Origin of the sequence: Xanthomonas sp. NCPPB 1754 (assembly GCF_041475725.2) — a bacterium.
In the GTDB taxonomy this organism is placed as follows: domain Bacteria; phylum Pseudomonadota; class Gammaproteobacteria; order Xanthomonadales; family Xanthomonadaceae; genus Xanthomonas; species Xanthomonas euvesicatoria.
The window spans coordinates 3,011,876-3,032,948 of the sequence record NZ_CM192982.1; the positions used below are offsets into that span (position 1 = coordinate 3,011,876).

General features: G+C 62.8%; 18 protein-coding genes and 1 tRNA gene. 1 reads left to right on the plus strand and 18 read right to left on the minus strand.

Going from position 1 to position 21,073, the window contains the following annotated elements; genetic code table 11:
* Window positions 1–34: 34 nt before the first annotated feature.
* The 18 genes from ACCQ15_RS13220 to thrS form a co-directional block, all read right to left on the minus strand.
* Complete coding sequence (locus ACCQ15_RS13220; RefSeq protein WP_014090474.1) at window positions 35–1,525, minus strand: lipopolysaccharide biosynthesis protein; 1,491 nt, start codon at window positions 1,523–1,525, stop codon at window positions 35–37.
* A gap of 17 nt (window positions 1,526–1,542) precedes the next feature.
* Window positions 1,543–2,592, minus strand: a complete 1,050-nt coding sequence (locus ACCQ15_RS13225) for a glycosyltransferase (RefSeq protein WP_372380654.1) — start codon at window positions 2,590–2,592, stop codon at window positions 1,543–1,545.
* Window positions 2,589–3,731, minus strand: coding sequence for a glycosyltransferase family 4 protein (locus ACCQ15_RS13230; RefSeq protein WP_372380655.1), 1,143 nt, complete (start codon window positions 3,729–3,731; stop codon window positions 2,589–2,591). Before ACCQ15_RS13230 ends, ACCQ15_RS13225 begins: the two co-directional genes overlap by 4 nt.
* Window positions 3,732–3,795: 64 nt before the next feature.
* The gene (locus tag ACCQ15_RS13235) at window positions 3,796–4,884 is read right to left on the minus strand and encodes an acyltransferase family protein (RefSeq protein WP_372380656.1); all 1,089 of its coding nucleotides are present in this window, start codon (window positions 4,882–4,884) and stop codon (window positions 3,796–3,798) included.
* Window positions 4,885–4,897: 13 nt separating this feature from the next.
* Window positions 4,898–5,992 carry an acyltransferase family protein gene (locus tag ACCQ15_RS13240; RefSeq protein ID WP_372380657.1) on the minus strand — a complete coding sequence of 365 codons (1,095 nt, stop codon included), beginning with the start codon at window positions 5,990–5,992 and terminating at the stop codon, window positions 4,898–4,900.
* Window positions 5,989–7,278, minus strand: a complete 1,290-nt coding sequence (locus ACCQ15_RS13245) for a hypothetical protein (protein ID WP_050541577.1) — start codon at window positions 7,276–7,278, stop codon at window positions 5,989–5,991. Before ACCQ15_RS13245 ends, ACCQ15_RS13240 begins: the two co-directional genes overlap by 4 nt.
* 94 nt (window positions 7,279–7,372) lie before the next feature.
* On the minus strand, window positions 7,373–8,827 hold the full coding sequence (locus ACCQ15_RS13250; RefSeq protein ID WP_122272625.1) for an undecaprenyl-phosphate glucose phosphotransferase: 1,455 nt from the start codon (window positions 8,825–8,827) through the stop codon (window positions 7,373–7,375).
* A 243-nt stretch (window positions 8,828–9,070) separates the two neighbouring features.
* Window positions 9,071–10,510 (minus strand): GumC family protein, encoded by a 1,440-nt coding sequence (locus tag ACCQ15_RS13255; RefSeq protein ID WP_029819711.1) that lies wholly within the window; start codon window positions 10,508–10,510, stop codon window positions 9,071–9,073.
* A complete protein-coding gene (locus ACCQ15_RS13260) occupies window positions 10,492–11,190 on the minus strand; it encodes a polysaccharide biosynthesis/export family protein (RefSeq protein ID WP_005914015.1) in 699 nt (232 codons plus the stop codon). The genes ACCQ15_RS13255 and ACCQ15_RS13260 overlap by 19 nt, the downstream gene beginning before the upstream one ends.
* A 470-nt stretch (window positions 11,191–11,660) precedes the next feature.
* Window positions 11,661–11,737, minus strand: a tRNA-Pro gene (locus ACCQ15_RS13265).
* Window positions 11,738–11,798: 61 nt separating this feature from the next.
* Window positions 11,799–12,155, minus strand: a complete 357-nt coding sequence (locus tag ACCQ15_RS13270; protein WP_005995911.1) for a MerR family transcriptional regulator — start codon at window positions 12,153–12,155, stop codon at window positions 11,799–11,801.
* On the minus strand, window positions 12,136–12,435 hold the full coding sequence (locus ACCQ15_RS13275) for an integration host factor subunit alpha (protein ID WP_002811076.1): 300 nt from the start codon (window positions 12,433–12,435) through the stop codon (window positions 12,136–12,138). Before ACCQ15_RS13275 ends, ACCQ15_RS13270 begins: the two co-directional genes overlap by 20 nt.
* Window positions 12,436–12,456: 21 nt before the next feature.
* Window positions 12,457–14,835, minus strand: a complete 2,379-nt coding sequence (gene pheT, locus ACCQ15_RS13280) for a phenylalanine--tRNA ligase subunit beta (RefSeq protein ID WP_372380658.1) — start codon at window positions 14,833–14,835, stop codon at window positions 12,457–12,459.
* A 126-nt stretch (window positions 14,836–14,961) separates the two neighbouring features.
* Window positions 14,962–15,957 carry a phenylalanine--tRNA ligase subunit alpha gene (gene pheS / locus ACCQ15_RS13285; protein WP_008574581.1) on the minus strand — a complete coding sequence of 332 codons (996 nt, stop codon included), beginning with the start codon at window positions 15,955–15,957 and terminating at the stop codon, window positions 14,962–14,964.
* A gap of 262 nt (window positions 15,958–16,219) precedes the next feature.
* Window positions 16,220–16,579 (minus strand): 50S ribosomal protein L20, encoded by a 360-nt coding sequence (gene rplT / locus ACCQ15_RS13290; protein WP_003484828.1) that lies wholly within the window; start codon window positions 16,577–16,579, stop codon window positions 16,220–16,222.
* A 10-nt stretch (window positions 16,580–16,589) separates the two neighbouring features.
* Window positions 16,590–16,787, minus strand: a complete 198-nt coding sequence (rpmI, locus tag ACCQ15_RS13295; RefSeq protein ID WP_002811096.1) for a 50S ribosomal protein L35 — start codon at window positions 16,785–16,787, stop codon at window positions 16,590–16,592.
* 246 nt (window positions 16,788–17,033) lie between these two features.
* Entirely contained in the window at window positions 17,034–17,576 is a 543-nt protein-coding gene (gene infC / locus ACCQ15_RS13300) for a translation initiation factor IF-3 (RefSeq protein ID WP_077708941.1), read from the minus strand.
* A gap of 48 nt (window positions 17,577–17,624) precedes the next feature.
* Window positions 17,625–19,529 carry a threonine--tRNA ligase gene (thrS, locus tag ACCQ15_RS13305; protein WP_008574582.1) on the minus strand — a complete coding sequence of 635 codons (1,905 nt, stop codon included), beginning with the start codon at window positions 19,527–19,529 and terminating at the stop codon, window positions 17,625–17,627.
* A 322-nt stretch (window positions 19,530–19,851) separates the two neighbouring features.
* Here thrS and ACCQ15_RS13310 point away from each other — a divergent pair, with 322 nt between their 5' ends.
* Entirely contained in the window at window positions 19,852–20,973 is a 1,122-nt protein-coding gene (locus ACCQ15_RS13310) for a LacI family DNA-binding transcriptional regulator (RefSeq protein ID WP_162998414.1), read from the plus strand.
* The last annotated feature ends 100 nt before the right edge of the window (window positions 20,974–21,073 follow it).

Here is a 21,073-nt window from a genome sequence, read left to right on the forward strand (position 1 = left end):
AGCATGACCGACTGCAGGCGAAGACAATGTCGACTCATCGACGTGCCTTGGCCTGCGTCAGCAGCTTGCGGATGTTGATGATGGCAATCACATCGCGACGGAATGCAGGCCAGATCGCCAAGGCAAGCAGGCAAACGGCAAGCATCGTCACTGCGCCGACAGCCAGTTGCTCCCACAGCGGGCCGCCAACCGTCATGGAGGCGTAATACGCACAGCCACCTGCCACGCCGTAGGCGACCATGGCGCGCAGCGCATTGGTGAACAGGGCTCCGACCGGCGCGTCTGAAATCTTGCCGATCCACAGCAGCGACAGCGGCCAGGTCAACAACAGACCGAACGAATAGCCGATCGCCACCCCCATTGCGCCCCAGCGCGAGCCGACGAAGATGCAGGCAATCAGCAGGACGCGACTGACCAGCGAATACACCAGCTGCGCGCGCATCAGTCCCCGCGCAAGGAACACCCAATACGTTGCATAAGCGGCCGTCTGGAAGATACCGCCCAGTGTCAGCACCTGGAAAAGCGGCACCGCCTCACGCCACTGCTCGCCCAGTACCAGCACAATCAGCGGCATCGCCAGCGCGCAGGCGAACGCAAACAGCGCAAAGATCAGGTGCACCATCACGGTCTGCCCGCGCAGCAGGAAGGCACTGAAGCGCTCGCGGTCGTCCTGCAGCTGCGACAACACCGGCAGCGCCACGCTGGTGGCAGGCGCATTGATCTGGTTCAACGGCATCATCAACAACTGGAATGCGCGGTTGTACAGGCCCAGCGCGTCCGGTCCGGTCCGCCAACCGATGATGACCTGGCCCACGTTGCGACTGGCATACCCCAGCAACTGCGCCGCCATCAGGTTCCAGCCGAAACTCATGAAATCGCGCATCGGTGCAGAACGCTGGTAGCCACCCGGCAACCAGCGCGCGCAGCTGGCGGCGATGATGAAATTGACGCCGGCCTGCACCACCTGCTGTACCACCAGCGCCCAGTAGCCCCAGCCCAGCAGCGCAGCAGCAACCGCTGCGCCCAGACCGAGCACCTGCGAGCCCACATCGCTCAGCGCCACCTGCCCGAAGCGCAGCCCGCGGCTCAGATGCGCGCGGTACTGCGTGGTCATGCCGTTGATCAGGAAGGTGACCGCCAGCGCCTGGGAAATCGTCACCAGGGCCGGCTCCTTGTAGAAGTTCGCAATCAGATGCGCCGAGGCGAACACCACCAGCGACAGCAGCAGGCCAATGCCGCTGTTGATCCAGAACAGGTTGTCGCGCTGCTCGCGGCTCACTTGCTTGGCTTGCACAGCCGCGGCAGACAGACCGAAATCGCGCAGGATCTCGGCGGCGCCGACGATGGCGGTCACCATCGCCATCAGACCGTAGTCGTAGGGCGTCAGCAAGCGCGCCAACAGGATGATGCCGCCGAACTGCACCACCATCTTGGCCGACTGCCCCAGCATGGTCACCGCTGCGCCGCCGGCAGCGCGCGACCCCAGGCTGCGCTGTGGCGGTGGCGGCGGTGTGGAAGATGTCATCGTAGGTGTCTCTGCGGTCACAGCGCGGCGTCTCCATCCTTGCCCAACGCTTCCAGATAGGTGCGGTAATGCAACTGCCCGATCCGCGGCCAGTCGCGCTGCGACAGATCCGGTGCCGGGCCGCGTGGCGCAGCACGCACCTTGTCCAGCATGCCGGTCAGCAGCGCGGCATCGAACTCGCCTTCATACAGGAACACCCAACCGGGGCCGACTTCCTCGTCGATGGCCGCGTTGGATTCGTTCCACGGCGCCAGCACCGGGCGCGCCAGCGACAACGCCAGCAGCAAGGTGCCGGAGTTATGCATCTGCCGATACGGCAACACCACCAGTTCGGCCGCGCTGACTTCGCGCGCCAGCACCGGCTCTTCCACATAGGCCAGCAATGCGCTGATCCGCGGATCCTGCGCGCAGGCGTCCTCCACCAAGCTGCGCATCTGCGGCGTGGCCGGGTTTCCGACGATACGCAGGTTGAGACGCGCATCGTCGACCTCGCGCATGACCTCGATCAAGGTTTCCACGCCTTTGTACGGGCGGATCAGGCCAAAGTGCAGCAGCCGTCCGGGCACCGTGCTGCCCTGCTCCATGGTCGCGAACCAGTCGCGATAATGGCCGTGCAGAATCGTATCGGTGAACGGCGGACGTGGCGGCGTGGTCGCATTGATGCGAATCCAGCGCCGCGTCAGCCGGTCGATCCAGCGCAGCAGGCTACGTTCGCGCCAGCCGCGGTCCTCATGCGGCGCAAGATTGTGCAAGGTGCGCACCACCGGTGTGCCGGTCAGCTGCAGCTTGAGCAACAACAACGCAGCGCAGGCCTGCTTGGCCAACGTGCCGGCAGCGGTCGGATGGCGCAGCAGGTATTCGGGCCAATGCAGATGCAACACGTCGTAACGCGACAGCAATGCATCGCGCATCGAAAAGAAGCGCGGATGCACTGCGGCAGGCAGCGCGTCGTAGAGCTGGGTCAGGTACGGGTTGGTGTTGGCATTGGGCTTTTCAGTGGAAAACAGCACCGTCACCTGCGGCTGCGTTGCCGCATGCGTCATTGACGCAGGAGCAAGCGCGCTCATCGCACAGCCTCCTGCACGCGCGGAATGCCCAACGCATCGTGGTATTCGTCGACGTAGCGCCCGACCACATGCTTCCAGTCATAGCGGCTCACATAGGCCATGGACGCCGCGCGACGGGTGTCGAAATCGCTGTCGGACTGCAACGCAAGCGCCTGCACCTGATCTGCCGCCGCTTCGATTCTGTCGCGGCTGACGATCACGCCCTGCCCCGATTCGCTGGCGAGCCGCACGAATGGCGGGATATCGCTGAGGATCGGAATCAAGCCCGCACTCATTGCCTCCACTGCCGCGATACCAAAGCCTTCATGCCGCGACAGGCACACGAAGAACTGCGCCTGCTGCATCAATGCACGCAATTGCTCCTGCGAGGGCGACATGCTCAGCTGCACCTTCTCCTGCAGCCCGCGTTGGGCAATTGCCTTGCGCAGATCCGCTTCGTTCAGATCGTACTCGCGGCCGGCAATGATCAGCCGCCAGTGCGGGTCGCGCTTGAGCGCTGCCTGCAACAGCTCCAGGGTTTCGATCAGCCCCTTGTTGACCGACCACCGGCCGAAATACAGCATGGTCCGGCCGGGCGCGGTCGCTCCCTGCCCTGCATATTTCTCTACATCCACCCCGTTTTCGATCACCCGCAGCCGCGCCGGTGCCACCACCTTGGCGAACAGATCGCCATCGTTTTCGCTGGTGGCGATCACCCGCGCATAGGCCAGCGCCGAGGTGCGCGTGAGCGTCTGGAACCACAGCTGCTTCATGCGCGATGCGTAGGCGGTATGGAAAAAACCGCCGTGCGTGGACACCACCATCGGCTTGCCGTGCAGCGGCTTGGTCAATGCCAGATAGTCGTAAAAAAAATCGATGCCATGCAGATGCACAACGTCGGCCGAACGAATCGCACCGAGCACCGAGGGCGCCAGCGGGTAACGCGACGAGCCGCGATAGCCAATCCGCCGGATCGGCAGCCCTTGGTGCGTGTCCTGCGCCGCAAGCGGCGCACCGGGATTAGTGAACACACGATCCAGCGTCACGATCTCGACCGTATCGGCGCTCGTGGCCTGATGTTGGCGGGCAACATTGAGAACGACCTCTTCCATGCCCCCGATCGAAGGATGGAATTGGCGGACGACATGCACCACTTTCATTACGCCACTCTCCTTTGCCAGCGGCGCGCACTCAGTTGCTGCGACGGCTGATTCTGAAAACTCGTCATTTGCGTTTCAACCCCAACATCCACGGTGCGATCGGCACCAGCACCGCGCGCATCGGCACGCTGACAGCAATCGCGAACGCGCTCAGCCCCAACGCCCAGGCAGGTGTACCGATTGCGCTACGTGCGATCAGGCCCGTACGCGCCACCACGCTGGTGGCCACCAAGAAAACCAGGGTATGCGTGCACAGAATCAGCAAGGTATTGCTACCGATCCATTGCACCCAGCGCAGACGCCGAATGAAATAAGCGACGCAAAACGTCATCGCCGTCCCGAGCAGACTGGCCAGCAGGAAGACGGCCGCCGACTGCCCGAACTGCAGGTTGTTCACGTCCACCTGCCCGTTCCATCCCGCCAGCCACCACCACAGTGCAGCCAACGGCAACAAGGCAAGCGCCCACACCTGCGCGCGCAATGATCGCAACGCATCGGCAAAGCGCGATAGCCAACCGCCGACTGCAATGAAAAACAGCGCCACCGGCAGCACATCCAGCGCGAGCGGCAAGCGCTGCTGCAGCGAAGGGAACCAGCCCGCCCACGCCAGCGCGATCGGCAGGCTGATCGCCGCCACTGCGGCCGCACTCAATCGCGCACGCAACGCAATGTAGGCCAGCGTCGTGACAAAGAGCGCTGGCAGAAACCACAGCGCCGGAAGCACATACAGGCGTGACCCGTTGGCCCACAGCAATCCCGTCAGCGGGTGCCACCACGGGCGCGTCTGCGGATGACCTGCATGCCCATCAATCGCAGCAGTCAACAACCACAGCGCATAGGCCACCATGAAAAAAGCGAGATACGGCACCAGCAGCGTGCGCGCCAGCTTTGCGACGGATGCCCCCGTCAATGCCCGATGCCCGAATCGCTCGCCAACCCAACCCGACAACACGAAAAACAGCGGCACATGGAAGCTGTAGGCGAACAGCTTGTACGCTGGCGGCATGCCGCTGGCATGGCCCAGCACCACCAGCGCGATGGCCAACGCTTTTGCGGCGTCGATCTGCCAGTCACGCGTCGGCGCAGGTGCCGTTCTGGCGTCCGCCGAGTGATGCGCACGCGCAGCGTGCGGTGAAGAGGATGTGCTTGTCATGCCAAGGCACCGCTCATGCCGCCACCCGGCGCGCGCCCAGCGCCCACGGGGCGAAGCGCATCAGGATCCAACGTAGCGGCACGCTGGCGGCCAATGCGAACAGCGTGACAAAGACCGCCCAACCCAGCCCCGGACGCGCCCCACCGAATCCACCAGCCAAGGCAGCAACACCGGAGAGCACGAAAAACACCAACATATGCGTACAAAGAATCAGCAAGGTATTGCGGCCGATCCACTGCAGCCACGCCCAGCTCTGTACCAGCCGCGCCGCGCAGATCACCATCAACGAACCAAGCAACGCGCTAACCAGGAACAGCGCGTGGTTACGTCCGAATTCGAGCATGTTGACGTCGATTCGCCCATTGGCGACAGCCAGCCAGGCCACCGCCAATCCCAACACGACCGTCGCCAGGGCGCTGCCGGCCAAGGATGTCGGCAGGCGTGGCGAAACGTGGATCAGCAAGGCGCCCAATGCGTAAAAGCACAGCGACACCGGTAGCACATCCAAACCGAAAAAAATCCGCACGTGCTGTGTCGGGAACCAGTTCATCCAGAACCACGCCACGATCAATACCAGCCCCGCGATCAGGATCGGCGCCAGCAGGCGGCGCAAGACCATGTAACTCACCACGGTCACCAACATGACGGGCAAGAACCACAGCGGAGGCTGCACATACAGGTCCGGGCCGATACCGGTGAACATCGCCACGATCGGCTCCCACCACGGGTGGCTTCCCCAGCGCGCAGCCTTTTCGCCGATATTGCGGGTCAACAGCCAATAGGCATAGCCAAGCAGATAGAACGTGACGTACGGCAGCAGCAAGCTGCGTACATGCCTGCCGACTGAGCGCCTGTCCAGCCCAGTCGTGGCCGACGCATAACCCGCTGCCAACCAGCCTGATACCAGGAAAAACAGCGGCACATGGAAGCTATAGGCGAACAAGGTCATGCCATGTGGGACGCCCTTGGCATGACAGAACACCACCAACAGGATCGCAATGGCCTTGGTGGCGTCGATGCGCGGGTCGCGGACGCGACCGCCTGTTGCAACCTGCGCGTCGGCGGCCGGCAAAGCCGACGGCGATGCCGGCATTGCCGACACGCTCATCGTGCTGCTCCCGCAGGCAATGGCAACTGCGCGCCATCTGCCGTTGGATCGTCCTTGATCAAGGCGGTTTGCGCGTCGGACGCAGACCAGGTCGGCAGCATGTGCCACATGCAACCGCAGACAAACCACCACAATGCCGATGTCTTGATCGAGAAGTAACCGTTGGAGACAAGCAGGCTCAAGGCGAACGCAAAGATCGCCAGGTTCTTGAACAGCTGCCCTTCCTTGCTCGGCATCAGCAGCAGGAACGAATAGGCCAGCAGGAAGGCCAGCACGCCCACGATCGATTGCGATGCGATGAAGTACGAAATGCCACTATCGAAGTAACGATACGCCTGCGCAAAATCCAGCCCCATCCAGGATTCGAACGACAGGTTATTCATCGAATAAACGGTGAAGAACACGCGCCCCATCGTGGTGTCCTGGTATGCGGTGATGCCCGTGACCCAGACCAGCAGCCATGCGCTCATGATCACCAGCAGGAACACCAGGAAGGCCAGTCGCTGATCCAACCGTTTCAATAGCGGCGTCAGCAGCACCATCAAGACACAGGTACCCGCCGCCAATCGTCCGTCTGAGGCCACGATCATGAAACCGATCAACCCCACCGACAGGATCAGCGCCGCCGGTCGCATCCAACGCCAGAACACCAGCACGATCGCGGTGAAGAAGCAGATGTAATTACCCATCGTCACCGGCTCGATGAACATCGAAGAGGCGCGCGGCAGATTGGAACCCGGCAGGAAGTTACGCTCGCCCGGCCGTGTTGCGCTGACGAACAGATTACTGTCTTCGTTCCAAAAGCCTTCGGCGCTCATGCCGCGCGCGTTGACGAAGAAGCTCTTCGGATTAATCAGATCGCCGTATTTGACTGGCATCGCCAGCTCGAATGCGGCAACCAGTGAGACGATGATGGTCATGCGGATGAACAGCTTGGGCACCGAGCCCGTGTAGGCAGAGCCAAGCACGACGAAGGCGAACACCACCAGCGCGTCGCGGAAGAACTTGGGGTCGATCTGCCAGTTCACCAAAAACCGCACGAACATCAGCGTGACGATCAACCCGAGCCCGCTGACGATCAGGGCAATGCGCTTGCGGCTCAACGAACCCATGCCAAGCAGGAAGCACGCCGCGTAGACCATGAATTCGACCGCGTAGGTGATTACCGGTCGCACGGTGAACACGTTCGCGTTGATGAACGCCAGCACCAGGTTATAGCCCACGCCGACCAGCAACGTGAGCTCGATCAGCAGGTTATGCCAGCGCACGCGAGTTTCCTCGCTCATTCGAATCAGCATGCAGATGCCCGCTTGAAAGGAGCGGCTGCAATGCAGCCGCCCGCGGCGCCGAACGCGCCTGCTCGCACGCTCCCCACCATCATCAGTACGCGGTCTTCTGTCCGAGCACGCGCACAGCGGTCAGCACGATGATGCGGATGTCCAGCCACAACGACCAACGGCGGATGTAATCGAGGTCGTACTGGATACGCTTCTTCATCGTCCGCAGTTCCGGGGTTTCGCCACGGAAGCCGTTCACCTGCGCCCAACCGGTGATGCCAGGCTTGACGTAGTGACGCTGCATGTAGTGGTTGATCAGCTTTTCGTAGTGCGTGTTGTGCTGCGCAGCGTGCGGGCGCGGCCCGACGATCGACATGCTGCCACCCAGCACGTTGAAGATCTGCGGCAATTCGTCCAAGCTGCTACGACGCAGGAATGCACCGAAACGGGTAATACGTGCGTCATTCTTGGTCGCCTGCTGGATCGTCGTGCCATGGTCGTCGTGCACACGCATCGAGCGGAACTTGAACATGTAGAACTCGCGGCCACCCAGGCCATGACGGCGCTGGCGGAAGAACACCGGGCCGGGCGAGCTCAACTTGACGCCCACGGCAATGGCGGCCATCAGCGGCCACAGGCCAAGCAGCGCGATCACGGCCAGGATCTTGTCCTGCAACGCCTTGGCCACCACGAAATAATTGTCGCGGTCCACCCCGCCCTGGCGCAGATTGATCACCGGCACGTTGCCGATCTGTTCGCCAGACTGATTGAGCAGACCGAAATCGAACAGGTCAGGCACCAGCTTGACGTTGATCGGGTAACGATCCAGGCGCTGCAACAGCTGCTTGATGTGGTCGCGTTCGCCCAGCGGCAGCGAGATCCACACCTGCTCGACCTGGTTTTCCTTCAGATAATCGATCAACGCGTCCGGCTCGCCCAGGCACGGCAATGACTGACGCTGTTCGGTCACGGCAATGTCGTAAGGAGTGCGAAAATAACCGACCAGGTTCATGCCGACCCACGAGTTACGGCTCAGGTAGTGGTTGATTTTCATCACCGGGTGACGCAGTCCCACCACCACCACGCGTTGCACGTCCACGCCGTGGGTACGCAGATGGTTGAGGAAGCCGCGCAGCACCGTGCGTGCCGCCACCAGCGAGGCCAGGCCACCGACGAACCACAAGCCGATCCAACCGCGCGACACCTGCTCGCCCACCTGCACGATCAGCGCATGCACGGCAAACAGCGCGAACACACCGCCGAATGCGCCGCCCAGCACCATCAGTTCGCTCAACAGTCCACGGCCGCGCCAGCTGCGGTACAACGGGAACAACGCAAAGCAGATCACCGAGTACAGCAGCGTGGTGGCGATCGCCAGCCGATACGGCGCGGCCGGCACCCAGGAGCCAAACACGATGCGATAAGCGACCAGACCGGACACCACAACCATGGTCAGGTCGAAGACGCGCAGAACCAGATCGGCCGCAGCCGAATATTTGGACAACAATCGCGGCGAGGAAGTCGTGTAAGTCGCGCTACTCAAGTCTGCCAAAAGCATGGGGATGTCCTCCAAACTCGATACGACGCATGCGGGGGAACATACGAATCGCACGCGAGCTTTCAATCATCTCCGCCAAGCGATCACCGCGGTAGAACCTACCGACCCCAGATCACTCGACAGCCCTTTGTTTCAACAGAGACAAACTTTCAAACGAAGGAGCCCGAAACATACGGGATCCCACCTTTTCCACGCTGAATCAGTTGTCACTTTAATTAACCATCGTTTTGCAACATCACGATGTCAGTTCGGCCGCGTTTCCTGCACATTGACGCGCAGGAAGTACCGCACCAGAGCCACGGCCAAACCTAGGAATACGCCAAAGATCAGGCCCAACGCGAGGTTCAATTTCAGTTTCGGCGAAGTCTTCGACGTAGGCACATCTGCGGTATCGACGATGGTCACGTTGTTGGCGCCGACATTGCCCGCCACACCGATTTCCTTGTAGCGCTGAAGCAGCGCATCGTAGAGCTGACGGTTGGTGTCGACGTCGCGCTTGAGCATGTTGTAACGAATGCTGCGGCTCTGCAGATCCAGCTCGTTGTTCCGCAAGCCGGCGATGCGCTCGTTGAGCAACTGCTCCTGATGCACCGACGCATCGTAGGTCGCCTTCAGCGACTGGCGCACGTTGATGACCTCGCCATTGATCTGCCGGCGCGACTCTTCGATTTGCGCCTTCAGACGCTGCATTTCCGGGTAGTCCGGCTTGAAGGTCGACAGCTTCTGCTGGTACTCGGTGGTGAGACGCACCTGCTCGCTCCGCAGGCTCTGGATCAACGGACTGCTGAGCACCTGAGGCAACGACATGCCATCGCCACTGGATGCCTGACGCCAGGCGGCCTCGGCCTTGATACGGGCGTCCTGCGCAGAAGCCAGCAAGGCGTTGAGATCGGTCAGGTTCTGCGCCGGCAACGAGGGCTTGTCGTCGCCCACCGACACAATCTGCTCGTCGGTGGAGTATGCGACCAGCGACTTCTCCGAATCTTCGACCTTGCTGCGCAACTGCTCCAGTCGCTCGGCAAGGAACTTGGTCGCGAACGAGGACGCCTTCATGCGGCGTTCCTGCGTACTGATGATGAACATCTTCGCGTAAGTGTTGGCGATCTTGGCCGACAGCACGGGGTCCGGCGAATCGTAGTTGACGTAGACCAGGCGCGAATTGAGGATGGGTTCGACCACCAGGCCGGCCAGCAACGTATCGGTGAGGCTGCGCTCGATGATCGCCTGACGCGAATCAACCGATTTGCCTGCTTCGGGATTCTTCGCTGCTGCCTTCTCCAGTGCCTCGTCCACCTGGTCCTTGAACGCCGGCTCCTTGTCGAGCTTGGCTTCGCGGATCACTGCACGTGCCAGTGAACGGCTCTGCAGCAGCTGATACTGGGTCTGGTAGAAATCGCGATCCTGCGGCGACTCCACCGGCATCAGGTTGTCGACGTTCACCACGTTCAGCGAATCGCGTTCGATCTGCAGCGTGCTGGTCGCGCGGTACTTCTCCGGCATCAGCAGCGTGATGGCCAGCGCCAGCAGCAATGCGCCCAGTGCGATTGCGATAATCAACCAACGCTGCGACACCAGGGCGCGCCAGTAGTCGAGCAACCCAACATCGGCGAGTTCGAGATGCCCGTGACGCTGCGACGAAGAGGAACGATTGTCGGAATTCATGCTCATCGGTAAGCGCGCCACACCATCACAAGAGGAGTCAGTTCCAGCATGGTGCGCAACCACACGCGCGCATCCGAGCGGTACACCACCACGATGTCGCCGCCGTAAATCTCAGGATCGGGGTTGGTTCCCTTCTCGATTTCGGTCAGGTCGAACCGCGCGAGCATCTTTTGCCCATTGACCATGCGGAACACGATGACATTGCCGCGGCTGGCGACCGTGCTCACGCCCTTGGCCTGCGCGATGGCTTGCTGCAAGGTCAGGTTGGCCCCGATCACCGGATAAATGCCCGGCTCGTCGACCGCTCCGGTCACGGTGACGCGACGGCCGTTGGATTCCTGCACGAACACCGACACCTGCGGATTTTGCAGGTAGCCGTTGCGGTACCGGTCGGCCACCATCTTTTCCAGCTCGCCGACGCCCATGCCGGCCGCATTTACGTCGCCGATAAGCGGCAACGAAATGTGGCCGTTCTGATCGATACGGACCTGCCGTTCCAGATCGTCGATCTGGAACACCTTGACCAGCAGCAGGTCGCCTGGCGAGAGCCGATACTCGGGCTGCACTGCGGACATTGCGAGCGGGTCAGGCAGTGGCAACGAGGTCGCCATGTCCTTACCGGTGCTGCAAGCGCCCAGTGTTATCGAGCAGATCAACGCCAGGCTGAGCGCTTGGCAAAATCGTCCGATCAGTTTCTTCATGCGTGTGGCTGGCTGCCTCGGTTGGGTGGGACAGGAGCTCGCGCAGCATTCAACCGGCCAAACACGCCAGCACGAACGTACGACAGAGGGTTCATCCCGGGACATCGGGATCACGACAGGTGAGGCGTGTTGCACTGCACTATGGCACAGAAAAATCGCACCGCAAGAGACCGCACGCCATTTTTTTGACAGCGTTGGCCTATTGATTCAAGTTCGTCGATATCGCGTTAACGAACCGTGATCCACGTTTGAATCTGGAGAAAATGTTTCGGAGTGTTTTCGGACACTTAGCACCATTGCGTGATCCAAGTCCATAGCGAACCGGACCGCAAAAAGCCGGCGCTAGTGCGCCGTTCATGCTGCATCGCGATATGCCGATATGCGTATTCGCCCAGGCCGTCGCGGACACAAAAATGCAATGTTGCGACGCAACAAAAAAGCCCATGACCTGACGTCATGGGCTCGTTGTTTGGTCGGGGTAGCCGGATTCGAACCGACGACCACTAGTCCCCCAGACTAGTGCGCTACCAGGCTGCGCTATACCCCGAAGATGCTGCGCTCCGCCGCGAGGGCGGCCTGCGATTATAGCGGCTTTGTGAAACGTTTTCCTAGCGGCGCAGCAGTTGCAGGACTTCTTCCAGCTCCATCCGCACCTGCTTGATGATCTGATTGCTCAGCGCCGACTCGCTCTTGGCGCCATCGCCCTCCAGACGCAAGCGCGCACCGCCGATGGTATAGCCCTGTTCGTACAGCAACCCGCGGATCTGACGCACCATCAGCACGTCATGTCGCTGGTAGTAGCGCCGGTTCCCGCGCCGCTTGACCGGCTCCAGGCTGGGAAACTCGGTTTCCCAATAGCGCAGCACATGCGGCTTGACGTCGCATAGCTCGCTGACCTCACCAATGGTGAAATAGCGCTTGGCCGGGATCGGCGGTAGCTCGCGATTACTGCCCGGATCCAGCATAAGCCTCCACCCGTTCCTTGAGTTTTTGGCCGGGGCGGAACGTCACCACCGTCCGTGCCGAGATCGGAATTTCTTCGCCGGTCTTGGGATTGCGACCGGGCCGTTGGTTCTTTCGCCGCAGATCGAAGTTGCCGAAACCCGACAGCTTCACCTGACGGCCCTGCTCCAGCGCATCGCGCAGCACATCGAAGAACGCGTCGACAAATTCCTTTGCCTCACGCTTGTTCAGACCGACCTCGTCGAACAGACGTTCGGCCATCTCCGCTTTCGTCAATGCCATGCCAATCCCCTGGTTACCGCCTCAACTCCGGATCCGGGCGCGATGCTCGCGCTCGATCACGGCCACCACGTCGGTGACGACCGCATCGACGTCCCGGTCGGTGAGAGTGCGCGAGTTATCCTGCAAAATCAAGCCCATAGCCAGACTCTTGAAACCTGGCTCGACCCCCTGCCCGACATAGCGGTCGAACAATTGCACCTCACGCAACAATGGCCCGACCGTAGTGCGCACGCTGGCCGACACTGCCGCCCAGCTCACCTCGTCGGGCACCAGGAAGGCCAGATCGCGGCGCACCGAGGGGAACCGCGACAGCTCGCCGGCGCGCGGCAGGGCCCGCTGGACCAAGGGCATCAGCTGCAACTCGAACGCGATCACGTCCACGTCGATGTCCAGCGCCTTGGCCAGACGCGGATGTACCTGCCCGATCCAGCCGATACAGACGCCGTCGCGATAGATATCGGCCGACCGGCCCGGGTGTCCGAACGGCTGCGTCGACGGCTGGAACTCCAGCTGCGCGCCGCTGGCCGCAGCCAGCGCGATCAAGTCGCCCTTCAAATCGTGGAAATCCACCTTGCGCGCTGGCTCGCCCCACTGCAACGCCAGCGCATCGCCGCACACCGCCGCGGCAACGTGCTGCGACTCTCCGGGTGCCGCACCGGCATCGGCCGCAGCTGCGAACACCTTGCCCAGCTCGAACAAGCGCACCCGCCCAGCCTGGCGTGCAGCATTGCGGCCCAACGTGGCGACCAGGCCCGGCAACAGGCGCGGACGCATGATCGCCAACTCCGCACTGAGCGGGTTGGCCAGCGGCACCAGGCCTTCGGTAAGCTGCCAACGCTCCAGCAAGGCCGCATCGACGAAGGCGTAATTGATGGTTTCCTGCAGCTCGCGCGCCACCAGCTGGCGCCGCACGCTGAGCTCGTCCAGCTGGGTTTCGCTCGGCATCGCGATGCGACTGGCGCCACCAGGCAGCGTGGTCGGCACCCGGTCGTACCCGTGGATACGCGCCAGCTCTTCAATAAGATCTTCTTCGATGGCGATGTCGAAGCGACGGCTCGGGGCCATCACCTCCCAGCCTTCGGCAACCGCTTCGACGTGCATGCCGAGCGCCCGCAGCATGCGCACGACGTCGGCATCGTCGATCTGAATACCGAGCACGCGTGCAATGCGCGCACGGCGCAAGCGGATGCGCGCCGGCTGCGGCAGATGCTCCGGCAGCTGCGCATGCACCACCGGGCCAGGCGTACCGCCGGCCAGTTCCAGCACCAGGCGCGTCGCCACTTCAATCGCCTGCGGCGGCAGTGCCGGATCCACGCCACGCTCGAAACGGTGCCCGGCATCGGTATGCAGGCCGAGTTTGCGGCCACGGCCCATGATGGCCTCAGGGGCGAAGTACGCCGACTCCAGGAACACATTGCGGGTGGTATCGGTGACGCGTGTGTCCAGCCCGCCCATCAAGCCGGCCAATGCAACCGGACGCCCGGCATCGGTGATGGTCAGAAAACTCTCGTCCAACGTGACCTGGCGACCGTCCAGCAGCACCAACTGTTCGCCAACGCGGGAATGGCGCACGCCGATCGGGCCTTGCAGCGTGTCTAGGTCGAACGCGTGCATCGGCTGTCCCAGCTCCAGCATCACGTACTGGGTGATGTCCACCAGCAACGACACCGGACGCACGCCGCTGCGGCGCAGCCGCTCGGCCAGCCACACCGGCGTCTTGGCGGACGGGTCGACTCCTTCGATCACACGACCGCAATAGCGCGGCGCATCCTTACCGGCGTCCAGTTCCACTGCCAGCGTGCGCGTGGACACCGGCGCCACCATGCCGGCGTCGAACGCCACCACTTCGCTGGCGCACGCGGCGGCCACGTCGAAGGCGATGCCGCGTACGCTGAAGCAATCGGCACGGTTGGGCGTGAGCTTGATCTCGATGCTGGCATCGGGCAGCCCCAGATACTCGGCCAGCGCCTGCCCCACCGGCGCATCGTCGGGCAACTCGAACAGACCCGACGCATCGCTGTCCAGTCCGAGCTCCTTGGCCGAACACAACATGCCGTTGGACGCCACACCGCGCAGCTTGGCCGCAGTGATCGTCAGCTCGCCGATCTTCGCACCGACCAGCGCCAACGGCGCCACCAGACCCGCACGCGCATTCGGCGCGCCACACACGATCTGCAGCAACTCGCCCTGCCCGGCATCGACGCTGCAAACCTGCAGACGATCGGCTTCGGGATGACGCACCGCTTCGACGATACGCGCCACCACCACCTGACCAAGCGACTCGCCCAGCGGCGTGACTTCTTCGACTTCCAGACCGATCGCCGTCAGCGTCGCGGCCAGTTCATCGCGCGTGGCCTGGATCGGAACGTGGCTGCGCAGCCAATTTTCAGAGAATTTCATGAGAGGCCGGGAATCGAGAATTGGGAATGGGGAATCGCAAGAGCAGGGTTGCCGGGCCTTCGGAACCGGACCGATGGAGCCAATGGCTCTTGCGATTCCCGATTCCCAATTCCCGACTCCCCGCCGTCAAGCAAACTGCCGAAGAAAACGCACATCGTTCTCGAAGAACGCGCGCAGGTCGTTGACGCCATAGCGCAGCATCGCGAAGCGCTCCACGCCCAGGCCGAAGGCGAAGCCGGTGTAGCGCTCAGGGTCGATGCCGACGCTGCGCAGCACATTCGGGTGCACCATGCCGCAGCCCAGCACTTCCAGCCAGCGCGTGCTGCCGTCGGGCTGCTGCCAGGCGATATCCACTTCCGCGCCAGGCTCCACGAACGGGAAATAGCTGGGGCGGAAGCGCATTTCGAAATCGCGCTCGAAGAACGCACGCACGAACTCGGACAAGGTGCCCTTGAGGTCGGCGAAATTGGAATGCTCGTCCACCAACAGGCCTTCGACCTGATGGAACATCGGCGAGTGGGTCTGATCCGAATCGGAGCGGTACACCTTGCCGGCCGCGATCATGCGCAGCGGCGGTTTGTGCGCGTCCATGTAACGCACCTGCACGCCTGAGGTATGTGTGCGGAGCAGGCGTCCGTCGCCGAAATAGAACGTGTCGTGCATCGCGCGCGCCGGATGATGCGGCGGAAAGTTCAGGGCTTCGAAGTTGTGCCAGTCGTCCTCGATCTCCGGGCCGTCCGACAGCTCGTAGCCGAGCCGCGCGAAGATTTCGACGATGCGCTCCAGCGTGCGTGTCACCGGGTGCAGACCGCCGCGTTCGCTTCGACGCCCCGGCAAGGTGACGTCGATGCGTTCGCCGGCAAGACGGGCATCCAGCGCGGCGGTTTCCAGCGTGTGCTTGCGCTCGGCCAGCGCTGCAGTCAGCGCGTCGCGCGACAGGTTGATCGCCTCGCCAGCCGCCTTGCGTTGCTCTGCCGGCAACGTCCCGAGCTGCTTGAGCTGGGCAGTGATGCTGCCGCTCTTGCCCAGCAATGCGACACGCAAGGCTTCCAGTTGGTCCGGCGTCTGCGCCGCGGCAACATCGGCCAGCGCGCGCTCGGTCAGGGATTGAATCTCACTCATTGCACTTGCGCCTCAACTGCGTCTACCGAACGGTGTTTCCGGATGCACCGGAACGCATTGCCACTCAAATCTGGTCTAGCCCGGCATCCAGTCAGCAATGCCGGCCATCTAAAAACGCAAAAGGGGAAGGACTCGCGCCCTTCCCCCTGCATATCTGCTTGCCCTCGCCGGAAGCCTGTACACGAATGCGCAACCCCCTTCGAGACGCTATCCCTTCAAAAGTCCGCACATGGATGTGCGGGCTCTTGCGAGGGACTCGCACCTATGCCGCCAGCGCGCCCTTGGCCTTCTCCGCCAGCGCGGCAAAGCCGGCGGCGTCGTGCACGGCGATATCGGCCAGCACCTTGCGGTCCAGGGTGATGCCAGCCTTGAGCAGGCCATTCATGAAACGGCTGTAGCTCAAGCCGTTGATGCGGGCAGCCGCATTGATGCGGGTGATCCACAACGAACGGAAGTTACGCTTCTTCTGCTTGCGGCCAATGTAGGCGTACTGCTGCGCCTTGATGACTGCCTGCTTGGCAACGCGGAAGACCTTGCGGCGAGCGTTGTAGTAACCCTTCGCCAGGGTCAGAATTTTCTTGTGGCGGCGACGCGCCTGTACGCCACGCTTTACTCGTGCCATGGGTCAGTCCTCAGAGGTAGGGAAGCATACGATCGAGACGGCCAGCGTCCTCGGCACGGACGTGGTTCGTCTGCCGCAGGTTGCGCTTCCGCTTGGTCGCTTTCTTCGTGAGGATGTGGCTACGGTTTGCGTGGCCGCACTTGTACTTGCCGGAGGCGGTCTTGCGGAAACGCTTGGCCGCCGCCCGGTTGGTCTTGATCTTGGGCATTGCAATGTCCTTGATGGTGTTTTGTCACTGACACGGGCGGCAGTCTTGCGACCACGCTTTCCATCCTTGCCCTTGCCTGCTTGTAAGTCCTTGATCGAACACGATCCGGACAGGTCCTGGTGCCGCTTGCACGGCGCCCCGATAAAACCGGGCCGCGCAGTCTACCCGTTGCCGGGAATTGTTGCAAATCGTGGAGCTTGCACTGCAACAAACCTGTCGGGCCCGTTGCAGTGCCGAATCGGATCCTCAGACCTTCTTCTTGGGCGCGATCATCATGACCATCTGGCGCCCTTCCAGGCGCGGACGCGACTCGATGACGATGTCGTCGCCCAGATCGGCCTCGATCCGCGCCGCCATCTCGCGGCCCAGCTCCTGATGGCTCATTTCACGGCCACGGAAGCGGATGTTGACCTTGACCTTGTCGCCCTCTTCCAGGAAACGGCGCATGTTGCGCAGCTTGATCTGGTAGTCGCCCTCGTCGGTGACCGGGCGGAACTTGAGTTCCTTGATCTCGACCTGCTTGGTCTTCTTCTTGGCCTCGTTGGCCTTTTTCTGCTGCTCGAACTTGAACTTGCCGAAATCCATGATCTTGCAGACCGGCGGATCGGCCTGCGGCTGGATTTCGACCAGATCCAGGCCTTCTTCTTCGGCCTTGGCGAGCGCTTCGTCGCGCGACAACACGCCGACCATCTCTCCGTCACTGCCGATCACGCGAACGCGCGGCACACGGATTTCTTGGTTCTTGCGGTTCTGTTTGTTGTCAGGGGTACTGATATTGCAATCTCCCAGAGGAATCGAACCGGCGCATCCGGATCATCCAGACCGGCCGGGGTTAGCTCACGCTGCCTGCTCTGCCTGCAGACGTTCGATGAAGGCCGAGACCGTCATGGTCCCAAGGTCCTCGCCTGAACGGGTCCGCACGGCGACAGCGCCATTTTCCTTCTCGCGGTCGCCGACCACGAGCAGATATGGCACGCGTTGCAGCGTATGCTCGCGAATCTTATAACCGATCTTCTCGTTACGCAAATCTGCGCTGACACGGAAGCCTTGATTTGCAAGGGTTTTCCGCACCGAGTCGACATATTCAGCCTGAGCATCGGTGATGTTGGCGACAACGACCTGCACCGGGGCCAGCCAGGACGGGAAGGCACCGGCGTGGTGTTCGATCAAAATGCCGATGAAACGCTCCATCGAGCCGACGATGGCCCGGTGCAGCATGACCGGATGCTTCTTCTGGCTGTTCTCGTCCACGTACTCGGCGCCGAGGCGGCCCGGCATCATGAAGTCGACCTGCATGGTGCCCAGCTGCCAGGTGCGGCCGATGGCGTCCTTGAGGTGGTACTCGATCTTGGGGCCGTAGAAGGCACCCTCGCCCGGCAGCTCCTGCCATTCCACCCCGCACACGCCCAGCGCGCTGCGTAGCGCAGCTTCGGCCTTGTCCCAGGTGGCATCGTCGCCCAGGCGCTTTTCCGGACGCAGCGCGATCTTGATCTGGATGTCGTCGAAGCCGAACGCGGTATAGACCGCCAGCGCCTGCTGGTGGAAGGCGGTGACTTCGGATTCGATCTGCGATTCCAGGCAGAACACGTGCCCGTCGTCCTGGGTGAAGCCGCGCACGCGCAGGATGCCGTGCAGCGCGCCGGAAGGCTCGTTGCGGTGGCAGGCGCCGAACTCGCCGTAGCGGATCGGCAGGTCGCGGTAGCTGTGCAGGCCCTGGTTGAACACCTGCACGTGGCCGGGGCAGTTCATCGGCTTGACCGCGTAGGTGCGCTTCTCCGACTCGGTGAAGAACATCGCGTCCTGGTAATTGTCCCAGTGGCCGGATTTCTGCCACAGCGACACGTCCAGGATCTGCGGGCAGCGCACTTCGCCGTAGCCGCTGTCGCGGTAGACCTTGCGCATGTACTGCTCGACCACCTGCCACAGCGACCAGCCCTTGGGGTGCCAGAACACCAAGCCGGGCGCTTCTTCCTGCAGGTGGAACAGGTCCTGCGCCTTGCCGATGCGGCGATGGTCGCGCTTGTCGGCTTCTTCCATGCGCAGGATGTAGGCATCCAGCTGTTTCTTGTCGGCCCAGGCGGTGCCGTAGATGCGCTGCAGCTGCTCGTTCTTGGCATCGCCGCGCCAGTAGGCGCCGGAGATGCGGGTCAGCTTGAAGGCCTTGAGGAAGCGCGTGTTGGGCACGTGCGGGCCGCGGCACATGTCCACGTATTCCTGGTGGTAGTACAGGCCCATCGCGGTGATGTCCTCGGACATGTCCTCGATCAGGCGCAGCTTGTACTCCTCGCCGCGCTGGGCGAAGACCTCGATCACCTCGGCGCGCGGGGTGACCTTCTTGATCACGTCGTAGTCCTGCGCGATCAATTCCTGCATGCGCTGCTCGATCGCGGCCATGTCGTCCGGCGTGAACGGGCGTTCGCTGTAGATGTCGTAATAGAAGCCTTCGGCGATGACCGGGCCGATCACCATCTTGACCTCCGGGTACAGCTGCTTGACCGCATGCCCGACCAGATGCGCGCAGGAGTGTCGGATGATCTCCACGCCTTCGGCGTCCTTGGCGGTGATGATGCGCAGGCTGGCATCGTGGTCGATGACGTCGCTGGCATCGACCAGCTGGCCGTCGACCTGGCCGGCGATGGTGGCCTTGGCCAGGCCGGCGCCGATCGACTGGGCGACCTGCATGACCGAGACGGGGGATTCGAATTCGCGGCGGCTGCCGTCGGGGAGCGTGATGTTGATCATGGGCAAGAATGAGGTCTGGTCTGGCTGCAGCGGTCGGCTGCCATGGGAGATCTGGCCATCGCTGGTCAGGCTCGGAGGGAAATGCGGGACGAGAGGCAAGACAGCGCCATGCAGGCGCTCTGCGCGTTGGCGCAGGCAAGGATCAGCGGTGGGCGGTGGTAGTGCTCATGTCGCACGCTGGGCCGGCGCCGGGCGCGGGCCACCTTCTCGCAGGGTGTCTTGGGCGTGAATGGTAAACCAATCAGCCGTCCGCTGCGTACGGCGGCGCGGCGCTGGCGGGCGCATGGCATGATGCCGGCCACCTGTCCTGCCGTTGCCGACCATGACCATCAAGGGTAAAGCCACCTCGCTGGATATCGCCTACCTGGCCGGCGTGTCGCAGCCGACCGTGTCGCGCGCACTGCGCGGCAGCCCGATGGTCAACGAGGAAACCCGCAAGCGCATCCTGCGCATCGCCCGCGAGCTGAACTACAAGGTCGACAAGAACGCCTCCTCGCTAAGGCTGCGCAATGCCGGCACGCTGGCACTGCTGTTCTTCGAAGACCCCACTGCCGACGACTCGCTGATCAACCCGTTCTTCCACTCGATGCTGGGCTCGATCACCCGTGCCTGCGCGCTGCAGGGCTACGACCTGCTGGTGTCGTTCCAGCAGTTGTCCAAGGATTGGCAGGCCGATTACGAAGACAGCAACAAGGCCGACGGCATCATCCTGCTGGGCTATGGCGACTATCAGGAATCGCGCCAGCGGCTGCAGCTGCTGGTCGAGCAAGGCACCCACTTCGTGCGCTGGGGCGCGGCCCTGCCCGGCCAGCCCGGCATTTCGATCGGCAGCGACAATTACCAGGGCGGGCTGGACATTACCGACCATCTGCTGGCGCAGGGCTGCCGGCGCATCGCGTTCGTCGGACACGCGTCCAACCACTACCCCGAATTCGAAGAGCGCTACCGCGGCCATGCCGCTGCGCTGGCGCAGCATGGCCTGGTAGCCGACCCGACACTGCAGTTCGATGCGATCACCACCGAGTTGTCCGGCTACACCGCATGCCTGGCACTGCTGGACAGCGGCAATGCGTTCGATGCAGTGTGCGCAGCCAGCGATCTGATTGCGATCGGTGCCATGCGCGCCCTGCGCGAGCGCGGCCTGCGGGTGCCGCAGGACGTGGCGGTCAGCGGCTTCGACGATATCGCGTTGGCGGCGTCGGTCGCGCCCGCGCTGTCGACCGTGCAGCAGGACACCAAGCAGGCCGGCACATTGCTGGTGGAAAGTCTGGTGGCCCTGATTCGTGGCGAGGCCGCGCAGAGCCGCACGATTCCGGTGCGTCTGGCGCTACGCGATTCCTCGCGCAGCAGCGGGCTGCAGCCGCCACTGGGATGGGCGCCGTCTGGCGCAGAGACCGGCGATGCGCTGACGGGTCGGGCGGCGGATGGGGTGGTCAGGCGCTGATTCGGGATTCGGGACAGCGCGCCGGTTGGGTCGCGAGATCTCGCGACCCGCTGCGTGCGGCGCAAGAGCGCAACCGGGCGCGACGGGCGTCAGCGGCAAT